Annotated in this window: 24 protein-coding genes; 7 read left to right on the top strand and 17 right to left on the bottom strand. The window is 72.4% G+C overall.

Translation table 11 applies throughout. The annotated features are described in order from the left end of the window. Positions 1 to 87 precede the first annotated feature (87 nt). Together menD and CLV40_RS06285 are read right to left on the bottom strand one after the other, a co-directional pair. Entirely contained in the window at positions 88 to 1773 is a 1686-nt protein-coding gene (menD, locus tag CLV40_RS06290) for a 2-succinyl-5-enolpyruvyl-6-hydroxy-3-cyclohexene-1-carboxylic-acid synthase (RefSeq protein ID WP_104477902.1), read from the bottom strand. A gap of 323 nt (positions 1774 to 2096) precedes the next feature. Further along, the gene (locus CLV40_RS06285) at positions 2097 to 3434 is read right to left on the bottom strand and encodes a hypothetical protein (RefSeq protein ID WP_104477901.1); all 1338 of its coding nucleotides are present in this window, start codon (positions 3432 to 3434) and stop codon (positions 2097 to 2099) included. Between the two features lie 73 nt (positions 3435 to 3507). Here CLV40_RS06285 and CLV40_RS06280 point away from each other — a divergent pair, with 73 nt between their 5' ends. Continuing rightward, on the top strand, positions 3508 to 4419 hold the full coding sequence (locus tag CLV40_RS06280; protein ID WP_104477900.1) for a 1,4-dihydroxy-2-naphthoyl-CoA synthase: 912 nt from the start codon (positions 3508 to 3510) through the stop codon (positions 4417 to 4419). A 3-nt stretch (positions 4420 to 4422) separates the two neighbouring features. On the opposite strand, the gene CLV40_RS06275 is transcribed toward CLV40_RS06280, so the two are convergent. Next, positions 4423 to 5397, bottom strand: coding sequence for an arylamine N-acetyltransferase family protein (locus tag CLV40_RS06275; protein ID WP_104477899.1), 975 nt, complete (start codon positions 5395 to 5397; stop codon positions 4423 to 4425). A 75-nt stretch (positions 5398 to 5472) separates the two neighbouring features. Here CLV40_RS06275 and menE point away from each other — a divergent pair, with 75 nt between their 5' ends. After that, positions 5473 to 6597, top strand: coding sequence for an o-succinylbenzoate--CoA ligase (menE, locus tag CLV40_RS06270; RefSeq protein WP_104477898.1), 1125 nt, complete (start codon positions 5473 to 5475; stop codon positions 6595 to 6597). Here the strand turns inward: menE and CLV40_RS06265 are convergent. Next, positions 6575 to 7501, bottom strand: coding sequence for a TetR/AcrR family transcriptional regulator C-terminal domain-containing protein (locus CLV40_RS06265; protein ID WP_104477897.1), 927 nt, complete (start codon positions 7499 to 7501; stop codon positions 6575 to 6577). The two genes, menE and CLV40_RS06265, sit on opposite strands and share 23 nt — an antisense overlap. A gap of 128 nt (positions 7502 to 7629) precedes the next feature. Here CLV40_RS06265 and CLV40_RS06260 point away from each other — a divergent pair, with 128 nt between their 5' ends. The 3 genes from CLV40_RS06260 to CLV40_RS06250 are packed head-to-tail and all read left to right on the top strand — an operon-like array spanning position 7630 to position 10493. Then, the gene (locus tag CLV40_RS06260; RefSeq protein ID WP_104477896.1) at positions 7630 to 8766 is read left to right on the top strand and encodes an FAD-dependent monooxygenase; all 1137 of its coding nucleotides are present in this window, start codon (positions 7630 to 7632) and stop codon (positions 8764 to 8766) included. A 59-nt stretch (positions 8767 to 8825) separates the two neighbouring features. Beyond that, a complete protein-coding gene (locus CLV40_RS06255) occupies positions 8826 to 9563 on the top strand; it encodes an N-acetyltransferase (RefSeq protein WP_104477895.1) in 738 nt (245 codons plus the stop codon). Between the two features lie 57 nt (positions 9564 to 9620). After that, positions 9621 to 10493 (top strand): 1,4-dihydroxy-2-naphthoate polyprenyltransferase, encoded by an 873-nt coding sequence (locus tag CLV40_RS06250; RefSeq protein ID WP_104477894.1) that lies wholly within the window; start codon positions 9621 to 9623, stop codon positions 10491 to 10493. On the opposite strand, the gene cds1 is transcribed toward CLV40_RS06250, so the two are convergent. From cds1 to CLV40_RS06235, 3 genes are all read right to left on the bottom strand, one after another. Then, complete coding sequence (gene cds1, locus CLV40_RS06245) at positions 10486 to 11577, bottom strand: L-cysteine desulfhydrase Cds1 (RefSeq protein ID WP_104477893.1); 1092 nt, start codon at positions 11575 to 11577, stop codon at positions 10486 to 10488. The genes CLV40_RS06250 and cds1 overlap by 8 nt on opposite strands. 93 nt (positions 11578 to 11670) lie before the next feature. Further along, positions 11671 to 11976: a DUF4229 domain-containing protein gene (locus tag CLV40_RS06240; RefSeq protein ID WP_245931139.1), complete on the bottom strand. Its 306-nt coding sequence runs from the start codon at positions 11974 to 11976 to the stop codon at positions 11671 to 11673. Positions 11977 to 11985: 9 nt separating this feature from the next. Continuing rightward, positions 11986 to 12444: an Lrp/AsnC family transcriptional regulator gene (locus CLV40_RS06235; RefSeq protein ID WP_104477892.1), complete on the bottom strand. Its 459-nt coding sequence runs from the start codon at positions 12442 to 12444 to the stop codon at positions 11986 to 11988. A 147-nt stretch (positions 12445 to 12591) separates the two neighbouring features. Here CLV40_RS06235 and CLV40_RS06230 point away from each other — a divergent pair, with 147 nt between their 5' ends. Together CLV40_RS06230 and CLV40_RS06225 are read left to right on the top strand one after the other, a co-directional pair. Next, a complete protein-coding gene (locus CLV40_RS06230) occupies positions 12592 to 12801 on the top strand; it encodes a BldC family transcriptional regulator (protein ID WP_104477891.1) in 210 nt (69 codons plus the stop codon). 140 nt (positions 12802 to 12941) lie between these two features. Then, positions 12942 to 13133, top strand: a complete 192-nt coding sequence (locus CLV40_RS06225) for a hypothetical protein (RefSeq protein ID WP_104477890.1) — start codon at positions 12942 to 12944, stop codon at positions 13131 to 13133. Between the two features lie 189 nt (positions 13134 to 13322). Here CLV40_RS06225 and CLV40_RS06220 read toward each other — a convergent pair whose 3' ends face one another. The 10 genes from CLV40_RS06220 to CLV40_RS06175 form a co-directional block, all read right to left on the bottom strand. Then, positions 13323 to 14957, bottom strand: coding sequence for a nucleotide-binding protein (locus tag CLV40_RS06220; protein WP_104477889.1), 1635 nt, complete (start codon positions 14955 to 14957; stop codon positions 13323 to 13325). 114 nt (positions 14958 to 15071) lie between these two features. Beyond that, the gene (ccsB, locus tag CLV40_RS06215; protein WP_104477888.1) at positions 15072 to 16043 is read right to left on the bottom strand and encodes a c-type cytochrome biogenesis protein CcsB; all 972 of its coding nucleotides are present in this window, start codon (positions 16041 to 16043) and stop codon (positions 15072 to 15074) included. Next, on the bottom strand, positions 16043 to 17608 hold the full coding sequence (gene resB, locus CLV40_RS06210) for a cytochrome c biogenesis protein ResB (protein WP_104477887.1): 1566 nt from the start codon (positions 17606 to 17608) through the stop codon (positions 16043 to 16045). Before resB ends, ccsB begins: the two co-directional genes overlap by 1 nt. Further along, positions 17605 to 18375, bottom strand: a complete 771-nt coding sequence (locus CLV40_RS06205) for a cytochrome c biogenesis CcdA family protein (RefSeq protein WP_104477886.1) — start codon at positions 18373 to 18375, stop codon at positions 17605 to 17607. The genes resB and CLV40_RS06205 overlap by 4 nt, the downstream gene beginning before the upstream one ends. Before the next feature lie 105 nt (positions 18376 to 18480). Next, entirely contained in the window at positions 18481 to 19056 is a 576-nt protein-coding gene (locus CLV40_RS06200; RefSeq protein WP_104477885.1) for a TlpA family protein disulfide reductase, read from the bottom strand. Then, positions 19053 to 19682, bottom strand: a complete 630-nt coding sequence (locus CLV40_RS06195; RefSeq protein WP_104477884.1) for a histidine phosphatase family protein — start codon at positions 19680 to 19682, stop codon at positions 19053 to 19055. Before CLV40_RS06195 ends, CLV40_RS06200 begins: the two co-directional genes overlap by 4 nt. After that, on the bottom strand, positions 19679 to 21013 hold the full coding sequence (gene hemL / locus CLV40_RS06190) for a glutamate-1-semialdehyde 2,1-aminomutase (protein ID WP_245931138.1): 1335 nt from the start codon (positions 21011 to 21013) through the stop codon (positions 19679 to 19681). Before hemL ends, CLV40_RS06195 begins: the two co-directional genes overlap by 4 nt. A gap of 36 nt (positions 21014 to 21049) precedes the next feature. Continuing rightward, positions 21050 to 21376: a hypothetical protein gene (locus CLV40_RS06185; protein ID WP_146107948.1), complete on the bottom strand. Its 327-nt coding sequence runs from the start codon at positions 21374 to 21376 to the stop codon at positions 21050 to 21052. A gap of 13 nt (positions 21377 to 21389) precedes the next feature. Further along, entirely contained in the window at positions 21390 to 21800 is a 411-nt protein-coding gene (locus tag CLV40_RS06180) for a hypothetical protein (protein WP_104477881.1), read from the bottom strand. Between the two features lie 120 nt (positions 21801 to 21920). Continuing rightward, entirely contained in the window at positions 21921 to 22454 is a 534-nt protein-coding gene (locus tag CLV40_RS06175) for a hypothetical protein (RefSeq protein ID WP_146107947.1), read from the bottom strand. Positions 22455 to 22481 lie beyond the last annotated feature (27 nt).

The following is a 22481-nucleotide window of genomic DNA, read 5'->3' as shown; positions in this document are numbered from 1 at the left end:
ATCACCCCGAGATCGCCACACCCACCGTCGGCCGGGCGAAGCCCGGCCGAACTCCCATACCCCGCCAACCGGCGCTCCCCACCCAGCTCAACCCGTGATTGCCGCGCCGACGGCAGACCGGAGGCGCGCGTGCAAATCTCGCAGTCCATCCCGACTCGCGCACACCTCGACCACGTTCAACCCCGGTCGCGGCTCGAGCGCCGCGCGGAACTCGGCGGCGCTCTTCGGCCGGGTGTGCGCGACCCGGTGCGCGGCGCACAGCAGAGCCAGGTCGACCCCGTGCGGGGTGCCGAAGACCCGCTCGAAGCTGCCGCGGTGTTCGGCGGCGCCCTGCTCCAGCAGCGAGAAGATGCCGCCGCCGTTGTCGTTGAGCACGACGACCGTCAGGTCGGGGCGCTGCTCGCCCGGGCCGATCAGCAGGCCGTTGGCGTCGTGCAGGAACGTCAGGTCGCCGACCAGGGCGTACGCGGGGGTGCCACCGCCGAGCGCGATGCCCGCGGCGGTCGAGAGGTTCCCGTCGATCCCCGCCACGCCCCGGTTCGCGTGCACCACGACGTCCGGGCGGTGGTGGGCGACGAGGTCGACGTCGCGGACCGGGTTGGACGAGCCGAGGAACAGCACGGACCGCGGCGGCAGCGCGTCCACCAGGTCGCGGGCGATGTGCAGGCCGGTCGGCCACGGCTCATCCGCCAGCAGGTCGGCCACCGCGACCCCGGCGGCGTCCTCGGCGTCCTGCCAGCCCGCCAGCCAGCCCGGCTCGTGCCCGGTGACGTGCGCGAGGTCGTCCTGGTCGAGCCAGCTGCGCACGTGCGTGGCCACGAACTGCGGATCTGTCCACTGTGGATGGTCACCGATGCCGTAGACCGGCACGCGGTCCATCAGCCCGCGCACGCCCCGCGACAGCGTCGGCCTGCCGACGACCACCACCGCGTCCGGGCGCAAGTGCGCCGGGAGCGCGCCCGTGCCGAGCAGCAGGGGGCCGCCGCGCAGCACCCGGGCGCCGCCCGCGATGGCCGCCGCCGCGCCGACCGGCTCGGCGACCACGGGCCAGCCCGCCTTGGCCGCCACCCCGGCCGCCGAGGTCGCGCGGGCCGGGTCGCCGCTGCCGACGACCATCAGGGTGCGCGCGGGCAGCGGGAAGTCGACCCGGTTGCCGGGCAGCGCGCGGGAGGCGGACCACGTGGTCCAGCGCAGGCCGCCGGGCCTGCCGTCGAGGGCGTCCGGCCACTCGTCGCCGAAGGTCGGCACCAGCGGCTCGCGGAACGGGATGTTCAGCTGCACGGGTCTGCCGGTCTCGGCGCGGGCCACACCGCGGCAGACCAGCCCGCGCCACACGGGGTTGAGCCCGGCGCGCCGCTCGGCCACCGGGAAGTCCACCGCGACGGCGGCGGAACCGAAGATGTTGCGCTGGTCGATGGTCTGGTTCGCGCCCGTGCCGTGCAGCTCCGGCGGCCGGTCGGCGGTGATCAGCAGGACCCCGACACCCGAGTGGTGCGCCTCCAGCACGGAGGGGTGCAGGTTCGCCACGGCCGTCCCGGACGTGCACACCACGGCGGCGGGCCTGCCGGTCGCGCGGCCGAGGCCGAGCGCGAAGAACCCGGCGGACCGCTCGTCGACGCGGACGTGCAGCGTCAACCGACCCCGCTCCGCCGCCTCCGCCAAGGCGAACGCCAACGGCGCGTCGCGCGACCCCGGGCACAGCACGACCTGCCGAACCCCGTTGCGGACCAACTCGTCGACCACGACGGTGGCCATCGCGGTGGACGGATTCACTTCCACCCCTTCTCGCTCGGAAACCACTCGGAACTACCCGACCCCCGACCATTCCCGCCGGACAACGCGGCAGGCAACCACAACCCGCCGAAGTGACGCAGACCGGCCGGGGTCGATCGCCCGTGGGAGCGTGACCGGCGCTCCCGTCCGGGCGCGGGACCAGCCGGTCAGTCGCATTCGGACCGGCTCCCCCACAACCAATCTCACCACCGAACCGGCCGGGCCACCCGCGAACGGAAGCTGGATCACACCGCCCGCCGCCCCATCGCGCACCGGGAAACCCCGGGAACCGGCCCCCGGGAACGCTTCCGCGACCGGAGCGGTCAGGAGCCCGCGACGGCGGTGGGGTGTTCGTGGGGGCGGTGGCGGAACAGGACGCGGGCGCGCAGGCTCCAGCGCGCCATGGCGCGGCCCGCCTGGGTGAGGCCGACGCGGCGGGCGGTCCAGTCCGCGTCGAGGGCGTCGAGGACGCGGAGGCGGCGGAGGAACCAGGAGCCGATCTCGGCGGCGTGGGTGGGGCCGAACGGGGCGCCCGCGCCGTCGGTCCAGCCCTCCTCGGTGAGCACGTGGGCGATCTTCTCGAAGATCCGGGTCGGCGCCATGCGGTCCTCCAGCAGCAGCGCCGCGCAGACCACCTCCTGGGTGACGCCCAGGGCCGTGCGGTCCAGCGAGATCAACCGCTCGCCCACCGTCATGAGGAGGGAGTCGGCGTCGTCGAGCAGCGCGGTGCCCTGGTCGGTGAGCCGCAGCCGGGTGCCGTCGCGGACCGTCAGGCCGAAGTCGCCCGCCAGTTCCCGTAACAGCTTCACCGGCGGCCACTGGGACTCGCTGCGGCCCGCGCCGCCGAGTTCGGTGCAGGTGGGCATCAGGTCGACCAGGTCGCCGACCAGGGTGGTCGGCAGGTAGCCGCTGCCGGTGAGCCGGGCGCCCTGGCCCTGGCACTGGGTGAGCAGGTAGGTCAGCGCGGGCAGGTGCGCGCCGTCGCTCTCCGGGGCGCGGCGGACCTCCGGGCGCAGCCGGACCATCAGCTCGCGGCGGGTCTGGCTGCCGCGGCCCAGGGTCCACTCGTCGAGGCGCTCGTCGAGCAGCCGGACGAACCAGGTCTCGTCGCCCTCGTTCTCCGGGCTGGTGAGCAGCCGCATGACCAGACCGACGCGCAGCGCGTCGGCGCCGTCGGCGGGCAGGGTGCCCGCGTCCACCGCCTCCTCCAGCAGCCGCCCGGCGGCCGCGTGCAGCGCCGTCTCGATCGGGCCGCCCTGGTCGGCCCAGGTCATCAGCGGGGTGTCCGGCGGCCAGACGCCGGACGCGCGCCAGGCCGCGGCGACGAGTTCCCGGTAGCGCGGGTCCGCGCCCGCCGCGTCGAGGATGGCCCGGGTGGTCTCGGCGCGGCACACCGCGGCGTAGTCGGCGTGGCCGAGCAGGTCGAGCAGTTCGGCGAAGGACTCGCAGGTCTGGTGCAGGTCGTCGAAGGCGCCTTGGCCGCCGGGGCTGTGGTGGGCCTGCGGGAGCGTGCTCCACACCATTTGCTGCACGTCGTAGCGGGTGACCTTGGTCGGGTGGGCCGCGGTCGCGCGCATCACGTGCCAGAGCGCGTGCGCGTGCTTCGCCGCGGTGTCGTCCCGCGCGCGGATGACCGCCAGCGCCGAGTCCAGGTCGTGCACGACCCCAGCTTGACACGCCGGCGGCCAACCCCGCGAACGACTGTCCACAGGTCCGCCGGCATGCTCGGGCGGCGTGGCAGATCCCGAGGTTTCCGAACTGTTCGATCCGGCTCGCTGGCGGTCCGTCGAGGGGTTCGACTTCACCGACATCACCTACCACCGGGCGGTGGACACGGGGGCCGTGCGCATCGCGTTCGACCGGCCGGAGGTGCGCAACGCCTTCCGCCCGCACACCGTCGACGAGTTGTACCGGGCGCTGGACCACGCGCGGATGAGCGCCGACGTCGGCTGCGTGCTGCTGACCGGCAACGGCCCGTCGCCCCGCGACGGCGGCTGGGCCTTCTGCTCCGGCGGCGACCAGCGCATCCGGGGCCGCACGGGCTACCAGTACGCGGCGGGCGAGACCGCCGAGACGGTGGACCCGGCGCGCGCGGGCAGGCTGCACATCCTCGAGGTCCAGCGGCTGATCCGGTTCATGCCGAAGGTCGTCGTCGCCGTGGTCCCCGGCTGGGCCGCGGGCGGCGGCCACAGCCTGCACGTGACCTGCGACCTGACCCTGGCCAGCGCCGAGCACGCCCGGTTCAAGCAGACCGACGCCGACGTGGGCAGCTTCGACGGCGGGTTCGGGTCGGCGTACCTGGCCCGCCAGGTGGGCCAGAAGTTCGCCCGCGAGATCTTCTTCCTCGGCCGGACCTACACCGCGGCGGACATGGTCCGGATGGGCGCGGTGAACCAGGCCGTGCCGCACGCCGAGTTGGAGGAGACCGCGCTCCAGTGGGCGCGGGAGATCAACGGCAAGTCCCCGACGGCGCAGCGGATGCTCAAGTTCGCGTTCAACGCCATCGACGACGGCCTCATCGGCCAGCAGGTGTTCGCGGGCGAGACCACCCGCTTGGCCTACATGACCGACGAGGCCGTCGAGGGCCGCGACTCGTTCCTGGAGAAGCGCGACCCGGACTGGTCCCGCTTCCCGTACTACTACTGAGGGCTACTTGCCCCGGCGCAACACCTCGTGGTCGGCCAGCAGCCGGGCCCACAGCGCGGCCCGCCGGTCGGTGTCCACATCGGACAGCGGTAGCTCGAACACGTCGGCCAGGGTGGCGAAGTAGTCGCCCTGGTCGGCGATGTCGGACTTGTCCTCCCCCTCGGTGGTGCGGTGGGTGAGGACGAGTCCGCGCAGCGTCGTGACGGTGTCGGCGTCCCGGCGGCACACGCTGACGATGCGTACGAAACCCGACTCCGGCTCGGTGGACAACGCCTTCTGCCGGAAGCCGAAGTCCGCGAGCGTCCCCTCGAAGGGCGTGAAGTCCATGCCGTGGAAGTAGCCGCGCGGGTCGTGGTCGAACCGCCAGCCGCCCGGCACGATCCCGGACGGGCGCAGGCCGAACACCGACGGCCCCTGCCGGTACTGGCCGGGCACCAGCGGCAGCGGGCCGTGCAGGGCGTCGCCCAGTCCGATGTCGACGTACCAGCGACCGCCCGGGGACTGCGCGGACGGCAACCCGCGCACCTCGACGGCGAGGTGGTTGGCGTAGGCCCGGAACGGCTCGGAGTCGGCGCTGAGCTGCACGGTGCCGACCCGCCAGTGCGCGTCGAAGCCGAGCCAGTCCAGCAGGCAGGCGAACGCGCCGTTGAGGTGGTAGCAGTAGCCGCCGCGACCGCCGACCACGTGCCGCACGGACTCCAGCGGCTCCACCCCGCGCGGTTCGCCGATCGCGATCCACACGACCTCGAACGGGACCCGCTCGACGTGCGCGTGGTGCAGGGCGACCAGGGTGTCGAGGGTGGGCGGCGGCGGGGCGTCCCAGCCGAGCCGCTTGAGGTAGTCGTCGCGCAGGGCGGTGTCGAGCGGCCTGCGCCACGGCCGGGCCAGCCGCTCGGGGTCGGCCTCGGCCCGCCGCACGTCCGCGCGCAGCCGCGGCGGCGCGGGCTCGACCCACTCCTCGAAGTCCGACTGGGACATGGCTGACCTCCGGTTTCCCACTACGCCTCGCCGGTCCGAGGGTAGGTCGTCCGGCCGACTGCCAGGATTGACCCTGTGCGCACACTTGTCCTCGATGGCGGCCCCGGATCGGTCCGCGCCCTGGCGGACGCCCTGCGCGCGGCGCTGCTGGACGCGGCACCGGGCACCGTGCTGCCGCTCGGTCCCGGCGAGTCGGACGCGGACCTGCGGCCGGACCTGCCGGTCGAACCCGGTACGGCCTTGATCGTGCGCACGTCCGGGTCCACGGGCGCGCCGAAGGGCGTGCTGCTGTCGGCGACGGCGCTGCGGGCTTCGGCCGAGGCGACCCACCGCCGGTTGGGCGGCGCGGGCACGTGGCTGCTGGCCGTGCCCGCCCACCACATCGCGGGCGTGCAGGTCGTGGTGCGCTCGCTGCTGGCCGGGACCCCGTTGGCGGTCCTGCCCGCGGGCGGCTTCCGGGGGCGGCCGTTCGTGGAGGCCGCCGCCGACGTGCTGACCGCGACCGGCCCGCGCTACACCGCGCTCGTCCCCACCCAGCTGACCAGGCTGCTCACCGAGGGCGGCGACGCGCTGGCCGCCTTGCGCGCCTTCGACGCCGTCCTGGTCGGCGGGGCCGCCACCGCGCCGACGACCCTGGCCCGCGCCCGGGAGGCGGGGGTCGCGGTCGTGACCACCTACGGCATGTCCGAGACCGCGGGCGGCTGCGTCTACGACGGCAGGCCCCTCGACGGCGTCCAGGTCCGCATCACCGACGACCGCGTCGAGTTGGGTGGCCCCACCCTCGCCCACGGCTACCGCCTCGACCCCGAGTCCCCCGACTTCGCCTGCGGTTGGTTCCGCACCTCCGACCTCGGCACCCTGACCGACGGCGTGCTGGCGGTGCACGGCCGCGCCGACGACGTCATCAACACCGGCGGCGAGAAGGTCTCCCCAGCCGCCGTGGAACGCGTGCTGACCGCGCAGCCGGGTGTCGTCGAGGCGTGCGTCGTCGGCCTCCCGGACCCGGAGTGGGGTCAGCGCGTCGCCGCCGCGGTCGTCACCACCGCGCCGATTCCCTTGGCACCACTGACCGACGCGGTCCGCGCGGAACTCGGCGCGCCTGCGGTTCCCCGCCCGATCCGCGTGTTCCCAACACTTCCCCAACGCGGACCGGGCAAAGTGGACAGAGCGGCGGTCGTCACGCTCCTGGCTCGGGACTGACCGCGCCGACCTGCCGGAAGTACTCCGTCAACCCGTCGAGCATGCGGAGCAGGCCGAACTCGAAGAGGTTGTCCAGGCGCATGTCGTAGTCGAAGTCCTGGACCATGGCGGCGAAAACCGGGTAGTCGCCCGAAGACAGCAGTCGTACGAACTCGCCCTCGTTCTGGGACATCCACTCGTCGTCGGTCAGGCCCGTCTGCTCCTCGGCCTCACGCTCCCACTCCAGGTTCACCGCGGTGCCGCGCACGTAGTTGAACATCGTCACGTAGACGTGGAACTTCTCGTCCTTCGGCAGGTTCAAGGCGGCGAGCGCGGTCATCGTCCACTCGGCCTGGCGCAGCCCTTTCGGCAGGATCTGCGGTCGCGTCAGGGAGAACACCTGGGCCAGCCACGGGTGCCTGCGGAACATCCGCCACTGCTGGCGGGCGGCCAGTTCCAGGCCCGCCCGCCAGGACCGCGGCGCCCCTTCCGGGAACACCGCCTCGCCCATCGACTCGTCCATCATCAGCAGGATCAGGTCTTCCTTGCTGTCGACGTAGCGGTACGGCGCCATGGCCGCCACGCCCAGCTTCGCCGCCACCGCGCGCATGGACAGACCGGCCAGGCCCTGGGTGTCGGCGATCTCCATGGCCGCCGCGACGACCCGGGCCCTGGTCAGCCCCTCCGGTTCCGCGCGTTCCACCGGCCGCGCGGCGGGATCGGTGACCACGGTGCCGACCCTGGGCACGGCGTGGACCAGCCCCTCTTGCGTGAGCACCTGCAACGCCTTCGTCGCGGTGGCGAGCGCGACGCCCCAGTCGCGGGTGATCTGCCGGGTCGACGGCACGCGGTCACCCGGGTTCAGCTCCCCTGCGGCGATGCGCCCGCGCAGGTCGGCGGCCACCCGGCGGTACGGCGGTTCCATACACATCTCCTGTACTAGTACAGCGTGGGCAAAACTTTACCATTGACTAGGCTAGACATCTGTATGTACGTTGTAAACACAGCTTGCGGGACGGACCGCAGGAGCACAACCCGCAGGGGGAAATCGACATGCCTACCGCACTCATCTCCGGGGCCAGCATCGCCGGACCGGCCGTGGCCTACTGGCTCCAGCGCACCGGCTGGACCGTTACCGTCGTCGAGCGGGCTCCCGCGCTGCGGCGCGGCGGCCAGGCGGTGGACATCCGGGGGACCGCGCTCCAGGTCGTCGAGCGGATGGGCCTACACCCCGAAGTCGCGGCCCTGCACACCAAGATGCGCGGGATGTCCTTCGTGGACGCCGAGGGCAACGTCCTGATGAGCTCCACCGAGGAGACCCTGACCGGCGGCGTCATCGACAGCCCCGACATCGAGATCCTCCGCGACGACCTCGCCGAACTGCTGCACAGCGCCACCGCCGACCGGGTCGAGTACCTCTTCGGCGACACCATCACCGGTATCGACCAGAGCGGCGACCGCGCCGTGGTCACCTTCGAGCACGCCGAGTCCCGCGAGTTCGACCTGGTCGTGGGCGCCGACGGCCTGCACTCCCGGGTCCGCGCGCTCACCTTCGGCGAGGAGTCCCGGTTCCGCAGCGACCTGGGCACCTACGTGGCCATGTTCAGCCTGGACAACCACCTCGACCTCGACCACTGGCAGACCTTCCACCAGGCGGAGGGCACCATGGTCGGCATCTACAGCGCGCGGGACAACACCGAGGCCCGCGGCATGCTCGGCTTCGAGGGCACGGACATCGACTACGACTTCCGCGACGTCGACGCCCAGCGCGAGCTGGTGGCCGCGCGGTTCGCCGACAACACGGGCTGGGAGACCCCGGCGCTGCTGCGCGCCATGTGGACCGCCCCGGACTTCCACTTCGACTCGTTCAGCCAGATCAAGATGGACACCTGGTCGCGCGGCCGGGTCACCCTGGTCGGCGACGCGGGCTACTGCCCATCCCCGCTCAGCGGGCAGGGCACCAGCCTGGCGCTGGTCGGCGCGTACCTGCTGGCCGCCGAACTGGCCAAGACGGACCTGTCCGCCGCGGGCCTCGAAACCGCGTTCGCCGCCTGCGAGACGCGCATGCGCCCGTTCATCGACAGTTGCATGCGGCTCGCCACCGACACCCCCGGGCAGCCCCCGTCGCCGGAGACCATGCGGGCCGCGGCCAACGGGATCTCGCTGGATGAGCCGGAGCCCGCTCGGTAGCACCCGCCCGCGGAATCTCGCTGGATGCGCCGAAGCCCGCTCGGTAGCGTCCGCTGATCGTGGACCTCGCCATCGTCACCCTCGCCGAACGCCCGGACCTGGCCCCGTGGATGACCGCCTTCCCCGGCGGCTGGCCGGAGTTCATGAAGCACGACCCGACCAGCGGGTTCTACTACAACGCCGTGAGCGAGTACTACGCCGAGTACGTGCTGCTGGCCTACGACCGCGCCGACCCGGACCGGGCCGTGGCGCAGGCCTACAGCGTCCCGGTGCACTGGGAGGACGACCTGCCCCCGGACGGGTGGGACCGGGTCATCCTGCGCGCCGCGCTGGACCGGCTGGCGGGCCGGGCGGCGAACCTGGTCTCCGCGATCGAGATCAGCATCCGCCCGGACCTGCGCGGCAGCGGCCTGTCCGGGGTGCTGCTGGGGGCCATGCGGGACAACACCCGCAGGCTCGGCTTCGACACCCTGGTCGCCCCGGTCCGGCCCAGCGCCAAGGCCGCGCACCAGGACGTGCCGATGACCGAGTACGCGCACCGGACCCGGGACGACGGCCTGCCGTTCGACCCGTGGCTGCGGGTGCACGTCCGGGCGGGCGGCGTGCTCGAGTCCGTGGCGCCCACCTCGATGACCATCGCCGGGACGCTCGCGCAGTGGCGGGACTGGACCGGTCTGCCGTTCGACGAGACCGGCCCGGTCGCCGTGCCGGGCGCGCTCGTACCGGTGAACTGCGCGGTCGAGCACGACTACGCGGTCTACGTCGAGCCGAACGTGTGGATCCGCCACCGGACGTGACAAGCCCCTCACCGGGCGGCGCCACCGGTCGCACCCGGGATCGATGAAGATGGTGCGATGGCGACAGTCGCGGAGTGGGTCCAAGGCGCGCGGGTGCGAACCCTGCCGAACTCGGTGGCACCGGTCCTGGTCGGCGCGGGCGCGGCGGGCGCGGTCGGCGCGTTCTCCTGGGGCCGCACCCTGCTGGCCCTGCTGGTGGCGCTGGCGTTCCAGGTCGGGGTGAACTACGCCAACGACTACTCCGACGGCATCCGCGGCACCGACGCCGACCGGGTCGGGCCGCTGCGCCTGGTCGGGTCCGGCGCGGCGCCCGCGAGCGCGGTGAAGGCGGCGGCGTTCGCCTGCTTCGGCCTCGGCTCGCTGGCCGGGCTCGCGCTGGTGGCCGTGGCGGGCACCTGGTGGATGATCTCCATCGGGGTGGTCTGCGTGCTCGGCGCCTGGTTCTACACCGGCGGCAAGCACCCGTACGGCTACTCCGGCCTCGGCGAGATCGCGGTGTTCCTGTTCTTCGGCTTGGTCGCGGTGCTGGGCACGCAGTTCGTGCAGGCGGGCCGGGTGACCTGGCTGGGCCTGGCGGGCGCGGTCGCCATGGGTTCGTTCTCCGCGGCGATCCTGGTCGCCAACAACCTGCGCGACGCCCCGACCGACCGCGTGGCGGGCAAGCACACGCTGGCCGTGCGGTTGGGCGAGACGCGCACCCGGGTGCTCTACGAGGTGCTGGTCGCCGTCCCGTTCGCGGTCAGCGCGGCGGCGGCGTTCGTCACGCCGTGGGCGCTGGTCGGCTTGGTCGCGGCGGCGCTGGTGGTCCCGGCGGTGCGCAAGGTCGGCGGCGGTCAGACCGGTCTCGGCCTGATCCCGGTGCTGAAGGAGACCGGGCTCGCCATGCTGGCCTGGGGTGTGGTGACCGGCGTGGCGCTGGGCTTCAGCTGACCCAGGCGCCGGTCTCGAGGAACTCGTCGAGCACGCGGTCGTGGGGCGCCAGATCCATGCCCTGGGCCGCGATCCACGCGTCGTCGTAGTAGGTGTGCGAGTAGCGCTCGCCGCCGTCGCACAGCAGCGTGACAACGCTGCCGGACTCCCCGGCCGCGCGCAGTTCGGCGACGAGTTGGAAGGCGCCCCACAGGTTCGTGCCGGTCGACCCGCCGACGCGCCGCCCCAGCACCCGCTCGACCCGCCGGATCACCGCGATGGACGCCGCGTCCGGCACCTTCACCATCCGGTCGATGACCTGCCCGAGGAACGACGGCTCCACCCGGGGCCGCCCGATGCCCTCGATCCGCGAGCCCCGGCAGCCGGTCAGCCCGGGCTCGGTGTCGCGCCAGGCGTCGAAGAACACCGAGTTCTCCGGGTCGACTACGGCCAGGTGGGTGTCGAGCTTGCGGTAGCGGATGTAGCGGCCGATGGTGGCGCTGGTCCCGCCGGTCCCCGCGCCGACGACGACCCACGCGGGCTCCGGGTGCGGTTCCCTGGCCATCTGCTCGAAGATCGACTCGGCGATGTTGTTGTTGCCGCGCCAGTCGGTGGCCCGCTCGGCGTTGGTGAACTGGTCGAGGAAGTGCCCGCCGAGTTCGTCGGCCAACCGGCGGGACTCGCTGTAGATGCCGCCGGGTTCGTCGACGAAGTGGCACCGGCCGCCCTGGCGCTCGATGAGGTGGATCTTCTCCGGGCTGGTCGTGCGCGGCATCACCGCGATGAACGGCAGGCCCAGCAGCCGGGCGAAATAGGCCTCGGAGACGGCCGTCGACCCCGATGAGGCCTCGATCACCGGCGTGCCCTCGACGATCCACCCGTTGCACAGCGCGTAGAGGAACAGCGACCGCGCCAGGCGGTGCTTGAGCGATCCCGTGGGGTGCGTGGACTCGTCCTTGAGGTACAGGTGGACGTTCCAGTGCGCGGGGAGCGGGAACGGCAGCAGGTGGGTGTCCGCGCTGCGGTTCGCGTCCGCCTCGATGATGCGCACCGCCTCGCAGACCCAGGCGCGAGTCTTGGCACAGCCGCGATCCAGGGCGCTCATGTACCAACATTCTGGTCTACCTGCGGTTTTGCGGCAAGCCAACCGCCGGTCGCGCGCACGGCCGAGCCAGGTGGAACACGCCTGGACGGACCGCTAGCCCTCGCCGCGCAGCTCCGCGCGGAGCCGGGCGCGTTCGGCGTTGCGGGCGGCGTGCTTCACGGCCAACCCGGCCGTGATCCGGGTGTTCAGGCCGCGGAACAGCAGCAGCCCGAGGGGGAACCCGACGACCAGACCGATCGCGACGGACACCAGCAGGGGGATGTCGAACAGCACCAGCACCGTCGTGACCGCGGCCGCCAGGACCAGCCGGAGAACGGTGTAGAGGGCCAAGTCCCGCCCCAGGGTGCCGGGCGCGGAGTCGCGCTCGCGCGCCTGCTCCACCGGGGTGTCCTCGTCCACGGGTCGAGGCTACCCCTCGAGTTCCTCCGCCGTGTTGGGCCTGCCCTCGAAGCGGGTGGACAGGACGACCGTCGAACGCGTCCGCGCCACCCCCTTGATCCGGCGTAGCCTGCCTAGTGCCCGTTCCAGTTCGTCCACCGTGGCGACCCGGACCTTGACGATGAACGCCTCATCACCGGCCACCCGGTAGCAGGACTCGACCTCCGGCAGGTCCCCCAGCGCGTCGGCGACTTCCTCGTCGTCGGCGGTGTCCGTGGGGTGGATGCTGACCAGGGCGGTCACCCCGAGTCCGACGGCCCGGGGGTCCACCTGGGCGTGGTAGCCGGTGATGACGCCGGACGACTCCAGCTTGCCGACGCGCTCGTGCACGGCGGAGGCGGAGAGCCCGACCTGTCGGCCGAGGTCGGCGTAGGTGACCCGGCCGTTGGTGCGCAGCGCGGCGATGATGCGGCGATCGACGGTGTCCACGGGGCGCAAGCGTACGGCGTGCGCGGGCCGTGTCCGAACCGGCCGATTTGTCCCTTACTACCTCTTTACTATCACCCAACCGTTCGAGTACCCGATGGGCGGAGTGCCACGATGCTCCTGGTTTCACCTGTTGATGAGGAGGCGGCGATGACCGTTGCGCACGTGGGAGAGCGGTTGCTGACCCCGGGTGAGGTAGCGGCCCTGTTCCGGGTCGACCCCAAGACCGTGACCCGGTGGGCCACCGCGGGGCGGATCGGGTCGATCAGGACGCCGGGGGGCCACCGCCGGTTCCGCGAGTCCGAGGTCAAGACCTTGCTGGCCGAGCTGACCACCGAGGCTACCGAGCAGAACGCCTGATCAGCGTTAGCTCCGACACCCGGCCGGTGGCCACCGGTCCGGGTTTCGGTGCGTGATCGTTGCGGGTAGCGCGGCCCCACGAACCCGACAAACGGGCTAACCTCGAAACCCCAGTCCGGGTTCGGGAAAGGTGGTCCGGCATGTTGTACCTGCTCGCCGCGGTCGGCGCGATCACGGTCGGCGTACTGCTGTGGCGGGCGTTCGGCGTGCAGGCCGCGAGCGTGTCCTCGCGCCAGGGCGGCACCATCGCCCCCGATGACGACCCGGAGTTCTTGCGCCGCCTCGACGAGCACCGCAAGCGCGGCGACGCGGGCGACGACCCCAAGAGCTGACCAGCGCGGCGCGATCCCGCCACGGCGCCCGTCGGCCGGGCACGATCCAGCTGGATCCGATCCAGCTGGATCCGATCCAGCGCCGCGAACCGGTCCACCGGAGTCGGCAGGATCACACTCGGCGACCGGGCGGACCAAGCGCCGAGGTGCGGTGGATCCTTTACCTTTCCCCCGCTTTCACCAGAACCGCTATCGCGGACGCGGTCCGCTGGGGAAGTCGTCCGCGACTGTGGCGGCCATCTCCAGCAGGGCCAGTCGGGTCTCCGGGCCGAGCCGCTCCAGCTCGATCTCCGCGCCCTCTTCCAGGTGCGGGTCGAACGGGATCCGGCAGACCGCGCGGCAGCGGGCACCGAAGTGCTGCGTGAGCTTGTCCAGGTCGACCGAACCCGACTTGGGCCGCACCGAGTTGATGACCGCGACCGAGCGGGCCACCAGGTTGCGGTAGCCGTGCGCGTCGAGCCAGTCCAGCGTCGCCGAGGCGCTGCGGGCGCCGTCGACCGAGCCCGAGGACACGATCACCAGCGAGTCGGCGAGGTCGAGCACGCCCTTCATCGCCGAGTGCATGAGTCCGGTGCCGCAGTCGGTCAGCACGATGTTGTAGAAGTGCTCCAGCAGCGCCACCGTGCGCCGGTAGTCGTCCTCGCTGAACGCCTCCGACACCGCCGGGTCCTGCTCGCTGGCCAGCACCTCCAGCCGGGACGGGCCCTGCGAGGTGTAGGCGCGGATGTCGCTGTAGCGGCGGATGCGGCCCGCGTCGCGCAGCAGGTGCCGCACGGTGGCCGTGGTCTCCAGCGGGATCTTCTGGCTCAGCGTGCCGCGGTCGGGGTTGGCGTCCACCGCGATCACCCGGTCGCCGCGCAGCGACGAGAAGGTCGAGCCGAGCGTGGTGGTGGTCGTGGTCTTGCCGACACCGCCCTTGAGGCTCAGCATCGCGATCTTGTAGCAGCCGCGCAGCGGCTGGTTGACCCGGGCGATCAGCTCGCGCCTGCGGATCTCCGCCGGGCTCTCGCCGACGTTGATCAGGTGGCCGGAGGCGACGTAGACCGCCTTGCGCCAGCCCGACTGCGGCGTCCGCTTGGTCTGCTTGAGCAGCCGCGCCGAGGACAGCTCCTCGCCGTGCTGGCCCTGCCGGGGCTGGCTGGCGTAGGGCCGCTGCGGTTCCGGGAACCCCGGCTGGCCGACCGGGTGCGGGCCGGAGATGCCCGGGTTCGGGCCGTACGGGTTGAGCGGCGGCGCCTGGTTCGCCCCGAACGGCGCGGGCTGGAACGGCTGCTGCGGCGGCTGGGGCCCCGGGAACGGGCCGCCCTGGCCCGGTCGCGCCGCGTGCGGACCGGGGGCGCCGGGGTGCGGGCCCGAGTGGCCCGGGTGACCGGGTCCGACCGGGTGCGGACCGGAGTGCGCGGGTGCGGCGTGCGGACCGGACTGGGCCGGGTTGACCCGCTGCGGGCCGGACGGCGGTCGCTGGTGGATGTCCGCGCGGCTGACCACGCTGGTCTTGTCGGGGTTGTCCGCGCTGTCTGCGCTGTCCGCGGCGGGCGCGGAAGGGGCGGGCGGCGCGGTCGACTCGGTCGTCGGCTCCTCGCCGGACCCGGTGTCCTTCGGCGCCTGCTGCTCGGGCACCCGCATGACGTCCGCGCCGTTGGCCACGGCGGGTAGTCGGTCGGCGGAGTGCTGACCCGGTTCGGGGTCGGCCAGGTGTGCCGCGGCGCGCTCGGGATCCGGCCCGAAGTCGCCGTGTTGCTCGCCCTGGAATTCGCCGTGCGCGGTCTCCGTCACCGCAGGCGGCTGCCAGACCACCTCGGACTCGTCATGGCGTCCAGTCACGCGTGTGACCCCTCCTGCGAACTCAACCCGGGCAGTTGCGACGTTAGTCGCTCACCGCGCCACCCACCGAAGGGGGTGACGCGGTGTGCGCGAGCAACAACGGGGAGCGGGCTCCTACTTGGCGTACGAGTGCAGGCCCGCGATGACGAGGTTGATGAAGAACAGGTTGAAGACCACCATGCCGAAGGCCACCGAGTTGATCACGGCGGCGCGCGTGCCGCGCCAGCCCGCGGTGGCCCGGGAGTGCAGGTAACCGGCGTAGACGACCCAGGCCACGAAGGCCACGGTCTCCTTCGGGTCCCAGCCCCAGAACCGGCCCCAGGCGGCCTCGGCCCAGATCGCGCCGCAGATGATGCCGAAGGTGTAGATCGGGAAGGCGAAGATCGTGGTGCGGTAGGCGAGCCGGTCGAGCGCGTCGGCGACCGGCAGGCGCGGGCCGAGGCGGGCGAACTTGGCCGGGTTCGCGTCGTGCTTCACCCGGACGAGGTACAGCACGCTGACCACGCCGGGCACCAGGAACAGGCCGCTGGACAGGATGGCTGCGGCCACGTGGATGACCAGCCAGTACGACTGGAGTGCGGGCTGCACGGGGGCGGCGGCGGTGTAGAGCGCGGTGCCGCCGAGGAACATCAGGATGACGACCGGGGTGAGCACGAACGCGCCGAGCCTGCGCACGTCGAACTTGCGCACCAGCACCAGCCAGGTGACGACCGCGACGAACATGGTGGCCGCGCCGTACTCGTACATGTTGCCCCAGGGCGCGCGCCCGGTGGCCACACCGCGCAGCACGATCGAGGTCAGGTGCAGCAGCGCGCCGAGCACGGTCAGCGCGACGGCCATCCGGCCCGCGCGGTCGGCCCTGCCCCGGCCCGGCTGCTCCTCGAGGCGTCCGATCTTCGGGGTGTCCGCCACCTCGGCGGGCGCGCCCGCGCCGACGAGCACCTTGGCCTCGGCCTGCTCGGACCTCTTGGCCTTGCGGGTGAACGCCTGCTCGGTCGTGTACAGGACCATGGCGAAGACGTAGACGAGCGCGGCGGCGCCGTAGAGCCAGTCGCCGTAGTTGGCCAGCGTCTCGTTGACCGGCATCAGCTATCCCTCCGGGGATCCAGCAGCAGTGCTGCGAGCCTGTTGAACTCCTCGCCGTAACCCGCCTGGTCGGTGCGAGCGAGACCGCCGACGCGGACAACCGTACGACCATCCCCCGCCGGTGTCGCACGCACCCACACGCGACGCCGCTTGATGGTCAGCGAGACGCCGAGGCCGAGGACCATCAGCACCGCGCTGACCAGCACCCAGAGCTGGGTGGGGTCGTGCGAGACCTGCAACGACACCCACTGCTGGACGCCGTCGAAGGTGACCTTCGTGCCGTCGTCGAGGGTGATGGCGCCGCCGGGTTTCAGGTTCTCCCTGGCCACCCGGGTGAGCCTGCCGCTGTCCACCAGGGACTGGTCGATCTCGAAGATGGACTGGCCGCGGCCGGAGTCGATGCCCAGGTCGCCGCGCATCACGTCGACGGCGACCGCGGGGTCGGTCAGCTGCGGGTGGCTGGAGGTGAGGACCTTGTCCTCGATGAGCGCGGTGGGCGCGAACAGCCCGGTGACCGCGATCTGCCGCTTGCGCCGCTCCTCGGAGTCGGTGACGCCGGGCGGGTCGAACTTGGTGGCCCCCTCGGAGAGCAGGGTCAGCGCGTCGACCGTGCGCCACTGGATGGTCTGGGTGCGCCGCTGCCCGTCGGGGAAGGTGACGGTGAAGGTGGGCGCGTAGCCGTGGCCGAGCAGGTAGACCCGGTCACCGACGATCCGCAGCGGGTCGTTGACCTGGAGGCGGTAGGGCTGCCAGTGGTCGTCGTCGAGGTCGGTGCCCGCCTGGTAGTCGACCTGGGCGGTGAACTGCTCGGCTTGGCCGTTGGGCAGGTAGCTGGCGTCGAAGCCGTTGACCCGCACGCAGAAAGGCGCCAGGTCGGTGCCGTCGACCCGCAGCCCCGGCTTGAACGAGTCGTAGCCGAGGGTGCCGGAGTTGCAGAACTCGGACCCGTCCGCGACGACGATGACCTGGCCCTCGTAGTTGAGCATCTTGCCGACCGCGAGTGCCACGATCAGCCCGAGCATGGCGAAGTGGAAGACGAGGTTCCCGGCCTCGCGCAGGTACCCGCGCTCGGCGCTGACGGTGCGGACACCGTCCTCCTCCTCGCGTTCGAGGACCCGCCACCCCTTGAGGTGCCGCCGAGCGCCCGCCACGACCTCGTCGGGGGTCGCGTCGGACTCGGCCTCGCCGCTGTGCGGGAGGCGGGTGAGGTTGCGCGGGGTGAGCACGGGCTGGGCCTTGATGGCCTTGGCGTACTCGACGGTGCGCGGCAGCAGGCAGCCGACGAGGGAGATGAACAGCAGCAGGTAGATCGCCGAGAACCAGACGCTGGCGTAGACGTCGAAGAACTGGAGGCGGTCGAGGAACCGGCCCCACCAGCCGTGCGAGTCGATGTAGTCCAGCGCGCGGGGCAGGTTGAGCGACCGCTGCGGCAGGAGGGCACCGGGCATGGCGGCGAGGGCGAGCAGGAACAGCAGGATCAGCGCTGTCCGCATCGAGGTGAGCCCGCGCCAGGTGTTGCGGGCGAACGCGAGGAAGCGCCTCGGCCGCGTGGTCGTCTCGCTCATAGCGCGGGGGTGAAGTCGGAGACGAAGGCGTTGCGCAGCCAGGACACGAGGTCACCCCACACTCCGGTCACCAGCAGGATGCCGACGACCAACAACAGGCCCCCACCGAAGAGCTGAACGGCCCGCCCGTGCGTCCGCAGCCAGGTGGTCGCGCGGACCGCCCAACCCGCGCCGATGGCGAGCAGGAGGAACGGGATGCCCAGGCCGAGGCAGTAGACGACCACCAGCAGGTACCCGCGCGCCGCCGTCCCCCCGGTGGAGGCGGCGATGGTGAGCACCCCGGAGAGGGTGGGCCCGATGCACGGCGTCCACCCCAGGGCGAAAACCCCCCCGAGCACCGGAGCTCCCGCCAACCCGAAGCGCGGGGTCTTGTGGATGCGGAGGTCCTTCTGCATGCCGGGGACCAACCCGATGAAGACCAGCGCCATGGCGATGGTGAGCACACCCCCGATGCGCTGCAGGAGGTCCTCGTTGATCAGCAGGGCGTCGGCCAGCCACACCAGGCTGCCGATGGTCGCCGCGAAGACGACGGTGAAGCCGAGGATGAACAACCCGACCGCACCGAGGACCCGGTAGCGCCCCCGCTTGCGCGCCTCTTCGTCACTGACCGCGGGCGCCTCGGCCCCGACCAGCGCGGCCAGGTAGGCGAGGTACCCGGGCACCAAAGGGACGACGCAGGGCGAGGCGAACGAGACGAGCCCGGCCAACAACGACACCCCGGCCGCCACCAGCAGCGGCCCGGAAATAGCCAGCTGCGTCGGGTCCACCCGATCAGGGTAGGGACCGCTCGCTGAGACCCGTTGCGGGGTAGGTCCCCAGCATCGCCTGAGTCACACCGGACACTTCCCCGAACGCACGTTCCCGGCGCGGCGTCACTCGGCGGTGAGGCGGTCCAGTACCGGTTTGAGGTCGTCGGCCAAGAGGTCGCGCAGGAAGACAGCGGCGACGCGGCCTTCCTTGTCCATCACGAACGTCGCGGGCACCACCGATCGCGGGTAGCCCTTCAGGGCCAGCAGCGAGCGGCCCGGTGGGTCGAAGATCGACGGGTACGTCAGTTTCCGGTCCCGCACGAAGTCCTGCGGTACGTCACGCTGGTTGTCCCGGAAGTTGATGCCCAGCACCTGAACACCCCTGGACCCGTACCCGTCCTGGATCTTCTGCAGCTCCGGCGCCTCGAGCCTGCAGGGGCCGCACCACTGGCCCCACACGTTCAGCACCACGACCTTGCCCCGGTAGTCCGATAGGGACAGTTTCCGGTTCTCGTCCATCAGGTCCGGGCCGGACAGTTCCGGCAGCGGCTTGCGGTCGGCGACCGCGTACGTGATGTCCGTCTGCCCGCCGGGCGACACGAAGACGAACTCCGTGCCGCTGGCCACCGCCCCCTTGCTGGAGGAGCAGCCCGACACCGCGACCGCCACGACGGCCACGGCGACGAGGAGCCGCTTCATGCGCCGGTGTTCTTCGGGTCGCTGGTGCCCGCGGGTTCCGCGTAGCGCAACCCCACGAGCCGCTCGTCTTCGAAGATGAGGCTGGTGAGGGAGGCGAGGGAGCACTGGCGGTTCTTGGGGTTGTGCCACAGGCGCTTGCCCTCCAGGTAGCGGCGCAGCGTCCACACCGGCAGCTGGTGCGACACGCACACCGCCTCGTGGCCGACCGCCACCTCGCGGGCGCGGTGGGCGGCGCCCAGCATCCGGTGGGCGATCTCCAGGTACGGCTCACCCCACGACGGCGTGAACGGGTCGCGCAGGTGCGGCCAGTTGCGCGGCGACCGCAGCGCCCCGTCGCCCACCGACACCTTCTGCCCCTCGAACACGTTCGCCGACTCGATCAGCCGGTCGTCGGTGGCCAGTTCCAGCCGGTGCGACCCGGCGATCGGGGTGGCCGTCTCCTGGGCCCGCTGCAGGGGCGACGCCACCACGTGCACGATGTCGCGGTCGCTCAGGTACTCGGCCACGGTCAGCGCCTGGCGCTTGCCCGTCTCCGACAGGTGGAACCCGGGCAGCCTGCCGTAGAGGATCCCCGTCGGGTTGTGCACCTCGCCGTGGCGCAGCAGGTGGACGATCGTCGTGCTCACGCCTTCTCCTCCGCGGCCGCCGCGGCGGCGGCCGCCGCGGCGGCGGCCGCCGCGGGCAGGGCCGCCTCGATCTGCTCGAACGCCGAGTCGTCCAGGGCCGCGCTGACGAACCACGCCTCGAACGCGCTCGGCGGGGCGTAGACGCCCTGGTCGAGCAGCGCGTGGAAGAACGGCGGGAACCGCCAGGTCTGGGCGGCTTTGGCGCCCGCGTAGTCGACCACCGGGTCCTCGGTGAAGAACACGCTGACCAGGTTCCCCGCGAACTGCACGCGGTGCGCGACCCCCGCCTTCGACAGCGCGGACGTCAGCAGCGCGCCGAGCCGGGTGGCGTTGTCGTCCAGCGCCCGGTAGACGTCCGCGTCGGCGGCCCGCAGCGTCGCCAGGCCCGCCGCGACGGCGACCGGGTTACCCGAGAGGGTGCCCGCCTGGTAGACCGGCCCGGCCGGGGCCAGGTGCCCCATGACGTCCTCGCGACCGCCGAACGCGGCCGCGGGCAACCCGCCGGACATGACCTTGCCGAAGGTGTACAGGTCGCCCTCGACGCCCTCCAGGCCGTACCAACCACCCGCGGAGACGCGGAAGCCGGTCATCACCTCGTCCATGATCAGCAGGGCGCCGTGCGCCTCGGTGATCTCCCGCAGCCCCTGGTTGAACCCCTCGACGGGGGCGACCGCGCCCATGTTGCCCGCCGCCGCCTCGGTGATCACCGCGGCGATCGTGTCGCCGTGCTCGGCGAAGGCCGCGCGCACCGCGTCGAGGTCGTTGTACGGCAGCACCAGCGTGTCCTCGGCCTGCGCCCCGGTCACCCCCGGGGTCGTCGGCAGGCCCAGCGTCGCGACGCCGGAGCCCGCCTCGGCGAGCAGCGCGTCGACGTGGCCGTGGTAGCAGCCCGCGAACTTCACCACCCGCTTGCGCCCGGTGAACCCGCGGGCCAGCCGGATGGCGCTCATCGTCGCCTCGGTGCCGGAGTTGACCAGCCGCACCCGGCGCACCGGCGCGACCCGGCGGATGATCTCCTCGGCCAGGTCGACCTCGCCCGCGGTCGGGGTGCCGAACGACAGCCCGTTGACCGCCGCCGCGCGCACCGCCTCCACCACGGCCGGGTGGGCGTGGCCCAGGACCATCGGCCCCCACGACGACACCAGGTCGACGTAGCGGTTGTCGTCGGCGTCCCACAGGTAGGCGCCGAGCCCGTTGACCATGAACCGCGGCGTGCCGCCGACCGCGTTGAAGGCCCGGACCGGCGAGTTGACCCCGCCCGGGATGACGGACTTCGCGCGGTCGAACAGGGCGGCCGAGCCGCGCACGTGTGCCTGCACCTCAGGTGTCACCCACCCAGTCTCGCAAACCCGGGAGAGTGCCCGCGCTCACGCCCGGCGGCGGCGGGTGCGCACGGCCAGCGCGAGCTGCCGTCCGGCGTCGAGCAGCAGCAGGAGCGCGAGCGTCCCGGCGAGCACCGCGCCGCCGATCCAGTTGCCCGCGTAGTGCCGGAAGTCCAGGTCGGGGCGTTCGGCGATCTTGCTCAGCTCGGGCGTGCCGCGGCCGTAGAGCCACAGCGCCAGCCACACCAGCGCGGCGGCGACCACCAGCTCCACCGCCGCGATCACCGCGCGGCGGGGCTGGTTGAGCGCGCTCTCGCGCGCGGGCCAGCCGAGGCCGGGTGGGGTGGGCTCGGAGGTATCCGCAAGCGTCACGCCGGTCAGCTTCTCATGCCCCGGCATCGGGCAGCGCGGCGAAGTAGGTGCGCGCGTCGAGCCGCGACAGCAGCGTCACCACCAGCACCCAGACGGCGATGAGCAGCCCCCCGAGGTACGGGGCGGCAGACGCGGTGAGCCCGTTGGCCGCCGCGGGTGCGCAGAGGGCACCGACCAGCGCCGTGGCGATGAGCCCCCACCGCGCCCACCCCCGACCCGCGTGCAGCGGCCAGGCCAGCAGCAGCGCGCCGACGGCCGAGATCCCGGTGCCGCAGCCGAAGTACCAGCTCGGCTGGCGGTCGGCCAAGAGCAGCAGCACGGCCGCCAGGACGGCGCCGAGCAGCGCGGCACCTAACGCGCCGGTCACCGCGAAGGGCCTGGTCGATCCGGCCGGGTTCTCGGCGGTGGGGCTCGGCTCGGTCACGGGAGGTATGTAGCCCGGGCGCGGTCAGTTGTTACGAGGTGAGCGCCACGTCCACCCGGGCGTCATAGTCGGCCGGTTTTCCCCTCTGCACAAGTACAACGGGCCCTTACGGGAACCGGGTCACCGGCGGCGGCCCGCCTCCAGGAAGGCCTTCGCGTCCGGCGTGTAGAGCAGGTAGATGCCGCCGCCGACCAGCAGCACCGGCAGGATGCCGATGATCACGTTCGCCCCGCCGCCGGACACGGAGTACAGGCTGTAGAGGATCAGCAGCCCGCCCAGCACGGTCAGCGCCGTGCGGCCCCACTGCTTGCCCGAGCGCACCTTGAGCACGAACAGCACGGTCAACCCGATGATCAGCGCGGCGATCACCCCGCTGATGACCAGGGTGAAGTCGACCAACTGGTTGATCTTCTCCGGGGTGACCGGCTCCTTGGCCGCTTCCAGGCTCTTGCGGGCGGCTTCGCGCAGCGAGGTGTGGTCCATCGTGAGGGTCAGCACGGTGCCGAGCAGGTACAGCGCCGCGTTGACGAACCACAGCACCGACGAGGTGTTGACGGCGCGCGGCCGGGGGGCGGTCTGCCGTTCCTGCTCCGGCACACCCGGCATCGGCTCGTAGCGGGGGGCGTCCTGGGGACCGGGATCGTTGGTAGCCATGGTCAAAAAGTATTCGGCTCTGCCAAC

The sequence above is a fragment of the Actinokineospora auranticolor genome, assembly GCF_002934265.1.
Lineage (GTDB): Bacteria > Actinomycetota > Actinomycetes > Mycobacteriales > Pseudonocardiaceae > Actinokineospora > Actinokineospora auranticolor.
The sequence above is the reverse complement of the archived record's forward strand: the minus strand, read 5'-3'. Positions and strand labels throughout refer to the sequence as shown.